Genomic DNA, 13,111 nt, shown 5'->3' on the forward strand with positions numbered 1-13,111 from the left:
CCCGAGCCCGACCCGCCGCCAACGCCTTCATGCGACGCTCAAGCTCAGCATCCGAAATGCCAGCAGGGCGCTTGGCCGGATCACCCAGGATCGCACTGGCGCGCGTGGCCGTTCCCCCGGCTGCAGGCGGGGTGGGCGTCGCCACGACCCGCTTGCGAGCCTTGGTCTCGACGACAACGTTCTTGGTCCGGCCATGCGAGAAGCTTTGCTTCACGTTGCCGGGCCGGGCGCCGGGAGCGCGAAGGCCAAGGGGTTTCTTGTCGCCGGTATCGTTCATGAAGGGTATCTGTTCCTCAGGGAGCGGCGCGGTCGCCGTCCTCCAGTTCTCTCAGGCCACGGAGTTTCGCGGCCTCCTCTACAACACGATCGGCCAAGGCGCCAGACGCCAAAGCCGCATGGATCACGGTCTGGCGACCGAACGCCTGCCCCAATTCCTCGCTCGTGAGGCAATTGAAGTAGCGCGCACCTTCGGGCGTCCAGAGCTTGGCCTTGCCCCGTTCCGAGCCATCGGAGGCCTGGAGGAGGACGCGGACCTTGGACCAGGCTCTCTTGCCGAGACCCTCACCCGCGAGGGCCAGGGCTTCCTTCACCTTCTCGAAACCCGCTATGGCAACTCCGGCCTTGCGGGCGAGCGATACAAGGTCGACGACCCGAGCGGCCAACTGACGTTCTACCTCGTCCGCAAGACCTTCGGGAACGATGACGGACGCCTTGGCCGCGCGGGCGAACTGGCCCGTCCTCGCCTGTTCCAATATGGGACGGGAAGCCGTGACATACAGCCCTCTCCCAGGAAGTTTTCCGGAGATATCGGGCACGACCGAGTTGTCCGGTCCCACCACGAACCGGACAAGGCCAGACTTGGGCCCGGTTTCGTTGGTGACGAGGCAACGCCGCTCGGGCTCCTCGCGGTCTATCTTGGCGCCGCCGCGCGTCATGAGCATACCGGAGGAGGTCAGACCTCCTCCGCCTCCTCTTGCACGTCCAGGCCGAGCTCTTCGGGATCGATCCAGCCCAGGGCCACCCGCGCGGACATGACCATGTTGCGCGCCTCCTCGAGGCCGAGGTCGAACTTTTCGAGGATGCCGGTGTCCTTTACACGCTGGCCGTCCACTTCGGTCCAACCGCCCGCCAATTCCCAGTCCGCCAGCGTCGCAAAGTCCTCGAGGGTCTTCACGTCATCCTGGGACAAGGCCTCGATCATGGGCGGGGTCAGGCCCGGGAAGTTGATCAGCGACTCCTCCACTCCCAAAGCGCGGGCGCGGTCGAGAACCTTCTTTCGTTCGGCCTCGATGTGGTCGCGGGCGCGGGCCTGCAGTTCGCCGGCGGTGGACTCGTCCACGCCGTCGATGGCCAGCAGATCCTCCTGATCGACATAGGCCACCTCCTCCAGCGTCCGGAAGCCTTCGGCCACCAGCAGCTGGGCAAAGAACTCATCAAGGTCCAGGGCCAGAACGAAGAGCTTAGTGCGTTCGTCGAACTCGGCCTGGCGGCGCTTGGATTCTTCCTCTTCGGTGAGGATGTCGATGTTCAGGCCGGTGAGCAGCGAGGCCAGACGCACGTTCTGACCACGACGTCCGATCGCCAGCGAAAGCTGCTCCTCGGGGACCACGACCTCGATGCGCTCGGCATCGTCGTCGATGACGACCTTGGACACTTCGGCGGGCTGCAGCGCGTTCACGAGGAAGGTCGGGACATCCTCGTTCCACGGAATGATGTCGATCTTCTCGCCCTGGAGTTCGTTCACGACGGCCTGCACCCGGCTGCCGCGCATGCCGACGCAGGCGCCGACGGGATCGATCGAGTTGTCGTAGGAAATCACGGCGATCTTGGCGCGGCTTCCGGGATCGCGCGCCACGGCCTTGATCTCGATGACGCCCTCGTAGATCTCGGGCACCTCCATCTTGAAGAGCTCGGCCATGAACTCGGGCGCGGTGCGGCTCAGGAAGATCTGCGGACCCCGGACCTCGCGGCGCACATCCTTGACGAAGGCGCGGATACGGTCGCCGGGGCGATAGGCTTCTCGGCCGATCTTCTCGTTGCGGCGCAGGATGGCTTCGCCCGCGCCCACGTCGACGATGACGTTGCCGTATTCCTCGCGCTTGACGGTGGCGTTGATGATGGTGCCGACGCGGTCCTTAAATTCCTCGAACTGGCGGTCGCGCTCGGCCTCGCGGACCTTCTGGAGGATGACCTGCTTGGCAGACTGCGCCGCGATCCGGCCCAGGTCCACGGGCGGAACCTCGTCGATGATCTCATCGCCGACCTTGGGATCAGCGAGGTGCTGCTTGGCCTGTTGTACGGTCACCTGGGCCTGATAGTTCTCGACCGCGTCATCCTCGACCACGGTGCGGACACGGGTGAAGCTCGCGCGGCCGGTCTTGCGGTCGATCTTGACGCGGATGTCCATCTCGGCCCCGTAGCGGGACTTCGCGGCACGGGCGAGCGACTCCTCCATCGCCTCCACCACGAGGCCAGGGTCGATCATCTTCTCGCGTGCGACCGCCTCGGCGGTCTGGAGAAGCTCCAACTGGTTCGCGGAGGTGATGGCCATCAGTGTTTCTCCTCTGGGCTCGGGGCGGGGGCTTCAGCCTCTTCCTCCCCATCGATGATTGTTTCGACGGCGTCGAACTGCGCCTCGTCGATCTGGCCTGCATCGCGGCGGCCGCGCAGCGTTTCGCGGATAAGATCGTCCGTCAGGACCAGCTTGGCATCTGCGATCCATTCGAAGTTGAGCCCGATCGTCACGTGTTCGGGGCCCTGCTCGATCTCGAGAAGAACCTCGCCCCCCTCGGTACCCTGGAGCACTCCCTTGAAGCGCTTGCGGTTGTCCACGGGTTCGGACAGTTCCAGCTTGACCTCGTGTCCGGCCCAGGTCTCGAAGTCCTTGAGGCGGGTCAGCGGGCGGTCGATGCCGGGACTCGACACTTCCAGCGTGTAGGCGTCGGTGATCGGGTCCTCGACATCGAGAACGGCGGACACGGCCGTCGAAAGCCGGGCGCAGTCATCCACTTCCATGGTGCCGTCGGGCTTCTGGGCCATGATCTGCAAGGTCGGGTGCTGGCCACTCATGAGGCGCAGGCGCACGAGTTCGAGGCCCAGGTCGGCAGCCACGGGCTCCACGATCTGGGCGAGGCGCTTGTCTATGGCGGTCTTGGCGATGAGGTCGGACATGATGATTGGGCAGTCCTGAAAACAAAAAACGGGCGCGCGGCCCGTCGATAGTCTGCCGGTGGGCGCCGGGGGTGGAGGCCAGCGCGCCGCTTTCAAGGCGCATATAGGCGGGCCCGATCCCCGATGCAAGAGATTTAGACGCGCCACCAGCGTTCCGCCAGACGGCCGCCGTCCAGCGGAGCCAGCGGCGACACCGCGTCATGGACAAGGCTTGGGTCGTAAAGCGTAACGGCCGGCACATGCGCTACCACGACCACTGGCGCAGCGCTGGCGCAGTGGGCTTGCGCTGCGGCGTAATGGGCGGCCCGCTCCGGGCCTTCGGTGACTCGGGCGGCAGCCAAGTGACCGAGCAGGGCAGGGTCATGGCGGAGGGACGACCAAGGACCGGCCAGAGCCCGGCGGAAGGTGGCGTCCTCGGTCGGGCGTCCTTCCCAGGCCGTCAGCACAGGAACGGCGCCTGCCAGGGCCGCTGCGGCTTTTGGATCGAAGGCCGGTGGAGGCAGCGCGGACAGGGCAGGGTGCAAGGGTCCGAGCGGATGGTCGGCAGCCGGTTTGCCCCCCCACGCCGAGGCAAGCGCCTCGCGATTCAGCGCGTGCGGCAGGTGAGCAGCCAAGGCCGGATCAGCGCCGTGGGGAAGGCGGGCGTGAAGCTGGCGGTTGCCCTGCACGGCCGCAATGCCCATCCCGGCGGCCAGACCCTCTTGGACGAGATCCGGGGGCAGGGGATCGACCACGTCCACCTCGGCAGCCAGCAAGGCTCCGAGGCGCTGCACAGGATCGGGAAGCGTCATGGCCTCGATCGCATCGAACCACCCGGCCCGTCCGTCCTTCCAGTGGGATGTCACCCGCTCTAATCGCAGACCATCCACGGGCTGTGAGGCAGCGACGCGGTAAAGGCCGGTGCCTGTCCCGTCGAAGCGCCCTTCGGGCCCTATGATCAGCCGGGGATCAGCCAGCAGGAGAGGGAAGTCCGGATCCCCTTCGCGCAGGCTCACCAGAAGAGCTTGGTTCCCCTGAGGCTCCATGGCAGCCACATGGGCCAGCACGCCGTCACGATGGCGTGCCAAGGAGGCGAGGACATCCTCGGCGCGAAGCGGCGTGCCGTCATGGAAAACAGCATCCCGGCGCAGCACGACATGCCATCGCTTCGCGCCGGGCGCAGCCTCCCAACCTTGGGCGAGTTCCCCGACCAGTTCGCCAGTGGGCCCGATCTCGGTGAGGGTATCGTAGACCGCACCCTGGGCCAGCACGGCTGGCGCTCGGGCCCAGTCGCCCCGCGGCAGCGCCTGCGAGAGACCCAGCCGAAGGGTTCCCCCCCGCGACCGCGCCTGCAGGGGCACGCCGCTCGCCGCCAGAACCCCGGCCAGCACGCCCGCCCCCAGCAGTCCGCGGCGGCTCACCCGTGAGTCGAGGCGGCGCAGCGGAGGGGCAGGGCGCCGGCGCGTGATCATGTCGCGGCCTGTCTTCGGGCGGGAAGGAGCCGGTCGCCTAGGACATCCATGGCACGGACCAGGGCCGCTGTGATCCCAGGCTCGCTTAGGGCGTGGCCGGCCTTGGCGATCATCTCGAGCTTGGCGGCGGGCCAGGCGCGGGACAGGGCCCAGGCCGAGGAAGGCGGGCAGATCATGTCATAGCGCCCTTGCACGATCACGCCGGGGATGTGGGCGATGCGGTGCATGTTGGCGAGGATGGCCTGTTCAGGCCGCAGAAAGCCGCCATGGGCGAAGAAGTGGTTCTCGATCCGTGAGAAGGCGCGGGCATAGTCCGCGGGCGCGTCGAAGCCGCCCAGGGGCGCGCCGGTTGTCGCGTGGGTGCCGCCCGGTCCCTCGCTGTCGATCGAGGCCAGGGCATTCTCCCAGCCGGCCCAGGCGCGGGCGAAGCGGACCTCTTCGCGCAGATCGCCCGAGAACAGGCGGCGGTGGTAGGCCTGGATGAGGTCGCCGCGCTCCTCGTCGGGGATGGCGGCGGTAAAGCGCTCCCACAGGTCGGGCCAGAAGGCGCCCGCGCCGCCGCCGTAGAACCAGTCGAGCTCGCCCTGCGTCATCAAGAAGACGCCCCGGAGCACGAGGGCCCGCACCCGTTCTGGGTGGGATTGCGCGTAAAGCAGCGCCAAGGTCGCCCCCCAGGAACCACCGAAGACGCAGGCCCAGGCCCCGATGCCCAGCTTTTCGCGGATACGTTCGATGTCGGCCACGAGGTGCCAAGTGGTGTTCGCCTCGACCGAGGCATGGGGGCGCGAACGGCCGCAGCCGCGCTGGTCGAACAGCACCACGCGATAGACGCGCGGGTCGAAATAGCGGCGCATCGCCGGGCTGCATCCGCCGCCGGGACCGCCATGAAGCACGACCACCGGAAGCCCGTCCGGGTTGCCGCACTCCTCCACATACAGACGATGGCCGTCGCCCACCTCGAGCGCATGGGTCGCAAACGGCTCCTGGCCCGGATAAAGGGCCGGATGCGGCGCGAAGCGAGCAGAAAGGGGCGCGGAGACCTTGTCCATGACCGGGCTATATCATTCCTTTGGGATCGGATGCGAGGGGAGACGCCATGGATATGCGCGCTGACGGAACGGCTGGAAAGGGGGCGTCCGGTCGCAGCATCGATGCCGTCGAGGTGGAGAAGTTCGAGCGGATGGCCGCGGAATGGTGGGATCCCCAAGGCAAGTTCAAGCCGCTCCACATGCTCAATCCGGTCCGACTTGACTATATCGTGACCCAGGTCGCGGCCCGCTTCGGGCGGGATCGGCACCGTGACAAGCCCTTCGCGGGTCTGCGCATCCTCGACATCGGGTGCGGCGGTGGGCTGCTGAGCGAACCCATGGCCCGGATGGGGGCCGATGTCGTGGGTGCCGATGCGGCGGCCCGAAACATCCCGGTCGCGCGGCTCCACGCCGAGCAGTCGGGCCTTCCCATCGATTACCGGCACGCAACGGCCGAAGCCCTGGCCGAAGCGCGCGAGGACTTCGATGTTGTGCTGAACATGGAAGTGATCGAGCATGTGGCCGATCCCGGCGATTACCTGCGCTCGATCCACGACCTGCTCAGGCCCGGCGGGCTCCATGTCTGCTCCACGATCAACCGCAACCCGCGCAGCTATGTCATGGCGATCATCGGCGCCGAGCAGGTGATGCGCTGGCTGCCCCGGGGCACGCATGACTGGAAGAAGTTCATCCGCCCTGACGAGTTGTTCGACCTCCTGCAAAAGGCGGATCTGACGCCCATCGACCGGATGGGGATGGTGTTCAATCCGGTGGCCTGGAGTTGGCGGCTGTCCGAACGCGACCTGTCCGTGAACTACGTGACGGCAAGCGTCAGGGACTAGGACCGTCGAACGGGCGGTCATGGAGGAGCGAGGGGATGCGTCGCCTCGCCTCCTCGACCCGGGCCAGATCGAGATCCACGACCGTCACCCCTGGCTCGCGGCCCGCATCGGCCAGCACCTCGCCCCACGGCGCGACGGCGAGGGAATGGCCATGGGTCTGGCGCCCGCCTGCGTGTTCGCCCGTCTGAGCGGCCGCGAGGACGAAGCACCCCGTCTCGATGGCACGGGCGCGCAGGAGGACCTCCCAATGCGCCTCGCCCGTGGGTCGCGTGAAGGCGGCAGGAACCAGGATAACCTGCGCGCCGGCCTTGGCCAAGGCCCGGAACAGGTGGGGAAACCGCAGGTCATAGCAGATGGCGAGCCCGAGCGTCGCGAAGGGCAGGGGAGCGACGACGGCCTGGCCTCCGGGCCGGAAGCCCTGCGACTCGCGCCAGGTTTCTGTGGCCGACACATCCACGTCGAACATGTGGATCTTGTCGTACCGCGCCGCGATGGCCCCGTCCGGCCCGATCAGGACCGATCGGTTCGCCAGTCGCCCGTCCGCGTCGTCCGTCCGCACGGCCAGCGATCCCATAGCGATCCAGACCTGCCGCCTGGCTGCCTCTTCGCGCAGGCCACAAAGGACAGGATCATCCTCCTCGGTCGTGGCGACCTCGAAAAGACGGCCCCGGGGCGCCACGCAGTTCGTGACCTCTGGCGTGCAGACGAGTTGCGCCCCCGCTTCGACCGCGTCCACGACCATGGGCCGAAGCCGCGCGAGGTTGTCGCGGGGGTCGTCGGACGACGAGATCTGGAGCAGCGCCGCGCGCATCAGGCCGGGGCAGTCCCCGCGAGCATCGGGTCCAGCTTGCCAGCCTCTTCCAGCGCGTAAAGGTCGTCGCATCCGCCGACATGCCGCCCGTCGATGAAGATCTGCGGCACCGTATGGCGGCCGTTCGCCCGCTTCATCATCTCGGGGCGGCGGGATGGGTCGCGAACCACGTCCACCTCGGTGTAGCTCGCGCCCTTCTGGGCCAGGAGGCGCTTGGCTGCGTGGCAGTAGCCGCAGGTCGGGGACGTGTAGATCTCGATGGTTGCCATGGTTGGGCTCCGGTAGGTGTCACAGTCCAACCTAGGGCCCCGCAGGGTCGGGTTCTAGGGTTCGAGGATCGCCCGGGCGAGGACAAGCACCCGCACATCCGCCGCGCCGGCCAGAGTCGCGGCTTCGGCGCAGGCCGAAAGCGTCGCGCCCGAGGTCATCACGTCATCCACGAGCAGCACGGCACGGCCGCGGAGAGCGGCTCCGCGACGCGGATGCGCCATAATGGCGTCCGTCAGTGCAGCGGCCCGCGCCTCGCGCCCGCCATGGCCCAGGGACTTGGTGGCTCTCCGTCGCACCAAGGCATCGGGCAGGACAGGGCAGCCGAGGTGGCGTCCAGCCTCGGACGCAAGAAGCTGCGCCTGATTGTGCTTGCGTCGCAGAAGGCGCGTCCAGTGGTGGGGCACCGGCACAAGCACAGGCTCGTCGCTGAGCAGCGGTCGGGCCGCAGCGGCGAGCCAGCGTCCCATCGGTTTGGCAAGGTCGGAGCGGTCAGCGTGTTTGAGCGCGAGCGCGAGCCTGCGGCCGGTGCCGCGGTAGGGCAGGGTGGCGCGGCCACGGCTCCAGGGCTTGGGCCGACGCAGGCAGTCGTCGCATTGGACGGGACCATCGTCCTGACCGGGTAGGGGAACCCCACAACTGTCGCAGACCAGGGCGCCCAGCAGGAACCCCGCCTCACGCCAGCACGGGCCGCAGAGCGCGAACTCGGAGTCGGTCAGCGCCCCGCAGGCCACGCAGGCCGGCGGGTAGACCGCGCGGCGCAACGCCACTAGCGAGGCTATGGCCACGTCCCGTGCGCTTTCCAACATGGTCCCGCTCTCCTACATGGGCGGCATGGCCCAGATCACCGACCGTTCCGCCCTCCTGCGACATCGACAACGGGCCAGCGCCTTCTTCCTGCGCGAGGCCGTGGCCGCCGAGGTGCAGGAAAGACTCGCCGAGGTTAACAGGCGGTTCGCGGCGCCGGCGGTCGTAACGCCGTTCCCTCAGGTCTGGGCGGACCGCCTGCCCCACGCGAGGTTCGTCGCCGACGATGAGACGCTGGACCTTAAGACCGGGGCGCACGACCTCGTGGTCCACGACCTGTGCCTGCATTGGGCCAACGATCCCGTGGGGCAGCTTGTTCAGGCGGGCCGGGCGCTTGCGCCGGACGGGCTTCTGCTGGCCACGACGTTTGGCGGTTCCACCCTGGCGGAACTTCGCGCGGTTCTGACCGAAGCCGAGGTGGAGGCGACCGGAGGCCTCAGCCCGCGCGTGGCCCCCATGGGCGAGATCCGGGATCTGGGCAATCTGCTGGGACGGGTGGGGCTGGCGCTACCGGTGGCGGACTCCATGCCCTTCGACGTGAGCTACCCTGATGCCTTGGCTCTCATGCGCGATCTGCGTGCCATGGGAGAAGCCAACGCCCTCCTCGGTCGTGTCCGGCGCTTCACGCGCCGCTCGGTGATCGGCGGGGCCATGGCGCGCTATCCTGTCAGAGACGGACGGGCAGTGGCGCATTTCGAAGTGGTCACGCTGTCGGCCTGGGCGCCCGCACCCAACCAGCCCAAGGCCCTGCGTCCCGGCTCGGCCGTTCGATCCCTTGGAGACGCGCTGGAGCAGGCCCGCCGCGAAAGCGAAGGCTGAGTCCGCGAAGATTTGAAAGGTTGGGGCAGGGGTTGCGGCGCATCGTCCCTTGCCCCTGCCCCGTCAGCCCGGCAATGTGCCGGGCGCTGTTTCGGGAGACATCATGAACGCCCTGACGCCTTTGCCGCCCGCCGTGCCCGCCCATGCCCCCGACGGGCATCCGGCCGTCCAGCCAGCCCGGATCGGCATCCTGCTGGCCAATCTTGGGACGCCCGACGACACCGGCTACTGGTCGATGCGCCGCTATCTGAGCGAGTTCCTGTCCGACAAGCGGGTGATCGACTACCCGTCCTGGAAGTGGCAGCCCCTGCTGCAGACCGTGATCCTGGCCAAGCGACCGTTCACCTCGGGCGCCAACTACCGCAAGATCTGGGACAAGGAGCGGAACGAGAGCCCGCTCCTCATCATCACCCGGGCACAGACTGAAGGACTTCGGGAGCGTCTGGCCGCGCGCTTGGGCGATCAGGTCCGGGTCGAATTCTGCATGCGCTACGGCAACCCCTCTACGCAGGCGGTGCTGCACCGGATGGTGGAGGAAGGATGCCAGCGCATCCTCTTCGTTCCGCTCTATCCCCAGTATGCGGGCGCCACATCGGCCACCGCCTGCGACCAGTTCTTCCGCGCGCTGATGGCCGAACCCTGGCAGCCCATCGCCCGCGTCATGGACCCCTACTTCGACGATCCCGCCTACATCGAGGCGCTTGCCGCTTCGGTAAAGCGGGGCTGGTCCAGGGCGGAGCAGGAGCCGGAACTACTGATCTGTTCCTACCACGGGATGCCGCGACGCTACCTCATGCAGGGCGACCCCTACCATTGCCAGTGCCAGAAGACGACGCGTCTGCTGCGCGAGACGCTGGGCTGGGAAAAGGCCAAGATCCGCACGACGTTCCAGAGCGTCTTCGGTCCCGAGGAATGGCTCAAGCCCTATACCGTCGAGGAAGTGGCGCGACTGGTGAAGGAAGAAGGCGTGAAGCGCCTCGCTGTCTGCGCGCCTGCCTTCTCGGCCGACTGCATCGAGACGCTGGAAGAGATCGAGGGCGAGATCCGCGAAGCCTTCGAGCACGCGGGCGGGGAGCAGTTCACCTACATCCCCTGCCTCAATGACGATCCAGCGCATCTGGACGCCATCGAAGGGGCGATCCTGCGCAACATGGGCGGCTGGATCTGAACCGAGACTTATGTCGGGTATCAGACACACAACTTATGGACGAACCTCGGACTCGGACTAGCGTCTGACTTGGTAGGGATTTGGCCCTGCCGGCGAGGCACCCGAAGAGGTGCGAGGGGGAGCCATGCGGAACGTCCGAGCGTGCCTGACTTGGCTGGTCTGTGCTGCCGGTCCGATCAGCGCGCAGGAGCCTGTGACGCTGACCATCGCGACGGTGGACAACCCGGACATGATCCGCATGCAGACCCTGTCCGAGGAGTTCACGGCGGCGAACCCGGACATCCAGCTTGACTGGGTCACGTTGGGCGAGGGCGCGCTGCGCGAACAGGTGGCGGCCGAGATCGCTCTGGGGAGCCGCTTCGACGTGCTGACCCTGGGAACCTACGAAGTGCCGATCTGGGCAAGGGGCGGGTGGCTCGTCCCCTTCGAGGATCTGCCGCCCGAGTATGACCTTGACGATCTTCTGCCTCCGATCCGGCGGGCCCTGTCAGTGGATGGCCGACTTTATGCCGCTCCGTTCTACGGCGAGTCGGCAATGACGATCGTTCGCACCGACTTGCTGGCTGAGGGAGGGCTGAGCCTGCCCGAGGCTCCGACCTGGGAAGAGGTCAAGCGGATCGCAGACGATCTGCACGATCCCGAGAACGGGATCTACGGCATATGCCTGCGCGGTGAGCCGGGCTGGGGCGAGAACATGGCCCTGATCACTGCCATGGCCAATTCGATGGGAGCCAGGTGGTTCGACGAGGCATGGCGTCCGCAGTTCGATACGCCAGAATGGCGGGCCACGCTTGATCTCTACCTCGCTCTCATGGCCTTGGGACCTCCAGAGCCCGAAACCAGGGGCTTCAACGAAATCCTTGGGCTGTATCGGGACGGACGGTGCGCTCTGGCCATCGACGCCACGGTGGCGGCCTCCGTCCTCGTCGATCCCGATCAGTCCAGTGTGGCCGACCGGGTGGGGTTTGCCCTTGCGCCTGATGCGGGCCGGAGCAAGCGGGCCAATTGGCTGTGGGCGTGGTCACTGGCCATACCGGCGTCCTCGGACGCCATCTCGGAGGCACAGCTGTTCGTGGCCTGGGCCACCTCACGCGAGTACACGGCGCTGGTGGCCGAACGTGACGGCTGGACTGCCGCCCCACCGGGCACCCGAACCTCTCTCTACGAGAACCCGGACTATCTGGCAGCCGCGCCCTTTGCGCCGATCACGCTTCGTTCGATCACGCTGGCCGATCCGGAAAACCCGACCGTGGAGCCGGTGCCGTATGTGGGGATCCAGTTCGTCGCCATCCCCGAGTTCCAGGGTCTGGGCACGGCCGTGGGACGCGAGTTCGCGGCAGCGGTGTCGGGGCGCAAGACCGCCGACGAGGCGCTGGCGGCTGCACAGCGGATCGCGCTACAGGAGATGACGGCTGCGGGTTATCTGCGCCGCTAGGAGGCGCGATGAACGTCAGGACCGGCCGTTTCGTGGTGATGGGCGTGTCGGGGGTCGGAAAGACCCGGACCGGCAGCCTTCTGGCCGAGGCGCTGGGCGGGTCGTTCATCGAAGGCGATGACCTCCACCCGGACTCGAATCGGGCCAGAATGGCTGCGGGACATCCGCTGACCGACGACGACCGCTGGCCTTGGCTGGACCGGGTCGGAACTGCCATGGCTCAGCCCGATCCGCCGGTGGTCGCTGCCTGCTCGGCCCTGCGGAGGCGCTACCGTGACCGACTGCGCGACCGGGTGCCGGGTCTGGTGTTTGTCCACCTCGTGGGCGACCCGGCCCTGGTCCGGACGCGACTGGACGCCCGACAAGGGCACTTCATGCCCCCGGCCCTGCTTCAAAGCCAGTATGGCACCCTGGAGGCACTTGCACCCGACGAGCGCGGCCTTGAGGTTTCCGTCGAAGGTCCGACTGCCCAGGTTCTGGAGCGACTGCTGGAGGGGATCGCGCGGCTCTGACCCTTCACCGCCCGCGCCAAGCTGGCGGTGAAGGGCTGCTCGTGCCGTGCCTAGATGAGCTTCACCTGCGTGCCGACCTGCGCCAGTTGGAACAGCTCGGTGATGTGCTCGTTGTAAAGACCGATGCACCCGTTCGAGGAACGCCGACCGATCTTGCGGGTGTCGTGGGTTCCGTGGATCCGGTAGTATTGCCAGCTCAGATAGAGCGCATAGGGGCCCAGAGGGTTCAGGGCGTCGCCGCCGGGGACGAACTCGGGCCATTCGGGATTGCGTTCGCGCATGGAAGGGGTCGGCCGCCACGGCGGCGCGACGACCTTGTCCACCACCTGGGTGTCGCCCAGTCGCGTAAGCTCGTCGGTGGCGGGGACCGAGGTCGGATACAGCCGGTAGACCGACTGATCCTCGCTCCAGAAATGGAGCGCACGGGACTTGATGTCGCAGATGATCACACCGCCCGTGGTAGTTGCGAAATGATCCTGCCAGTTGATCGTCCGGAACGCCGAGATGTTATGGCGCTGCGACTGGGAGATTTCGCGTTCCATCTCGGTGGAGTTGGCCTGCTGCGCCAGAACCGGTGCCGCCAGGCCCGCGCCCAGCATCGCCATCCCTGCCCCCAGCATGCCTCTCCGCGTGATTCCCTTGCCGTCCGACATATCGCCTGCCTCGTGTGTCAAGTTCGTGAGCGGAGCGTTACAGTCGCTGCGCGTCGGCCTCAACTCAAGGTCTCGTCAGAAGCGTTCTTCGACACCGATCGTGTTTGAAACCCCTCGCCCACGCCGCTAAGGAGGCCGCCAGGACAG

15 protein-coding genes are annotated in these 13,111 nt (G+C 67.3%); 5 read left to right on the forward strand and 10 right to left on the reverse strand.

The features are described from left to right. From FHG66_RS14710 to pip, 6 genes are all read right to left on the reverse strand, one after another. Positions 1 to 277, reverse strand: a 277-nt coding sequence (locus FHG66_RS14710; RefSeq protein WP_176556270.1) for a translation initiation factor IF-2 associated domain-containing protein, incomplete at its 3' end; no start/stop codon positions are given. 16 nt (positions 278 to 293) lie between these two features. Further along, a complete protein-coding gene (locus FHG66_RS14715) occupies positions 294 to 935 on the reverse strand; it encodes an RNA-binding protein (protein WP_139077825.1) in 642 nt (213 codons plus the stop codon). Between the two features lie 17 nt (positions 936 to 952). Then, positions 953 to 2,551 (reverse strand): transcription termination factor NusA, encoded by a 1,599-nt coding sequence (gene nusA / locus FHG66_RS14720; protein WP_139077826.1) that lies wholly within the window; start codon positions 2,549 to 2,551, stop codon positions 953 to 955. Then, positions 2,551 to 3,171, reverse strand: a complete 621-nt coding sequence (gene rimP, locus FHG66_RS14725) for a ribosome maturation factor RimP (RefSeq protein ID WP_139077827.1) — start codon at positions 3,169 to 3,171, stop codon at positions 2,551 to 2,553. The genes nusA and rimP overlap by 1 nt, the downstream gene beginning before the upstream one ends. Positions 3,172 to 3,305: 134 nt before the next feature. Then, positions 3,306 to 4,622: an ABC transporter substrate-binding protein gene (locus tag FHG66_RS14730; protein WP_139077828.1), complete on the reverse strand. Its 1,317-nt coding sequence runs from the start codon at positions 4,620 to 4,622 to the stop codon at positions 3,306 to 3,308. Then, entirely contained in the window at positions 4,619 to 5,671 is a 1,053-nt protein-coding gene (gene pip, locus FHG66_RS14735) for a prolyl aminopeptidase (protein WP_139077829.1), read from the reverse strand. The genes FHG66_RS14730 and pip overlap by 4 nt, the downstream gene beginning before the upstream one ends. 53 nt (positions 5,672 to 5,724) lie before the next feature. Here pip and ubiG point away from each other — a divergent pair, with 53 nt between their 5' ends. Further along, complete coding sequence (gene ubiG, locus FHG66_RS14740) at positions 5,725 to 6,492, forward strand: bifunctional 2-polyprenyl-6-hydroxyphenol methylase/3-demethylubiquinol 3-O-methyltransferase UbiG (RefSeq protein ID WP_139077894.1); 768 nt, start codon at positions 5,725 to 5,727, stop codon at positions 6,490 to 6,492. On the opposite strand, the gene FHG66_RS14745 is transcribed toward ubiG, so the two are convergent. From FHG66_RS14745 to FHG66_RS14755, 3 genes are read right to left on the reverse strand one after another with little or no spacing between them, the layout of a single operon-like run. Further along, positions 6,482 to 7,303, reverse strand: coding sequence for a carbon-nitrogen hydrolase family protein (locus FHG66_RS14745; protein ID WP_139077830.1), 822 nt, complete (start codon positions 7,301 to 7,303; stop codon positions 6,482 to 6,484). The genes ubiG and FHG66_RS14745 overlap by 11 nt on opposite strands. Then, positions 7,303 to 7,572 (reverse strand): glutaredoxin 3, encoded by a 270-nt coding sequence (gene grxC / locus FHG66_RS14750; protein ID WP_139077831.1) that lies wholly within the window; start codon positions 7,570 to 7,572, stop codon positions 7,303 to 7,305. Before grxC ends, FHG66_RS14745 begins: the two co-directional genes overlap by 1 nt. A gap of 54 nt (positions 7,573 to 7,626) precedes the next feature. After that, entirely contained in the window at positions 7,627 to 8,379 is a 753-nt protein-coding gene (locus FHG66_RS14755) for a ComF family protein (RefSeq protein WP_139077832.1), read from the reverse strand. 16 nt (positions 8,380 to 8,395) lie between these two features. Between FHG66_RS14755 and FHG66_RS14760 the strand changes: the two genes are divergently transcribed. From FHG66_RS14760 to FHG66_RS14775, 4 genes are all read left to right on the forward strand, one after another. Further along, complete coding sequence (locus tag FHG66_RS14760; RefSeq protein ID WP_139077895.1) at positions 8,396 to 9,196, forward strand: methyltransferase domain-containing protein; 801 nt, start codon at positions 8,396 to 8,398, stop codon at positions 9,194 to 9,196. Positions 9,197 to 9,299: 103 nt separating this feature from the next. After that, on the forward strand, positions 9,300 to 10,364 hold the full coding sequence (gene hemH / locus FHG66_RS14765; protein ID WP_139077833.1) for a ferrochelatase: 1,065 nt from the start codon (positions 9,300 to 9,302) through the stop codon (positions 10,362 to 10,364). Between the two features lie 124 nt (positions 10,365 to 10,488). Then, positions 10,489 to 11,799, forward strand: a complete 1,311-nt coding sequence (locus FHG66_RS14770) for an ABC transporter substrate-binding protein (protein WP_139077834.1) — start codon at positions 10,489 to 10,491, stop codon at positions 11,797 to 11,799. 8 nt (positions 11,800 to 11,807) lie between these two features. Further along, positions 11,808 to 12,311, forward strand: a complete 504-nt coding sequence (locus FHG66_RS14775; protein ID WP_139077835.1) for a gluconokinase — start codon at positions 11,808 to 11,810, stop codon at positions 12,309 to 12,311. A gap of 50 nt (positions 12,312 to 12,361) precedes the next feature. Here the strand turns inward: FHG66_RS14775 and FHG66_RS14780 are convergent, their stop codons facing one another. After that, the gene (locus FHG66_RS14780) at positions 12,362 to 12,964 is read right to left on the reverse strand and encodes a L,D-transpeptidase (RefSeq protein ID WP_139077836.1); all 603 of its coding nucleotides are present in this window, start codon (positions 12,962 to 12,964) and stop codon (positions 12,362 to 12,364) included. Positions 12,965 to 13,111 lie beyond the last annotated feature (147 nt).

Origin of the sequence: Rubellimicrobium rubrum (assembly GCF_006152115.1) — a bacterium.
Classification (GTDB): Bacteria; Pseudomonadota; Alphaproteobacteria; order Rhodobacterales; family Rhodobacteraceae; genus Rubellimicrobium; species Rubellimicrobium rubrum.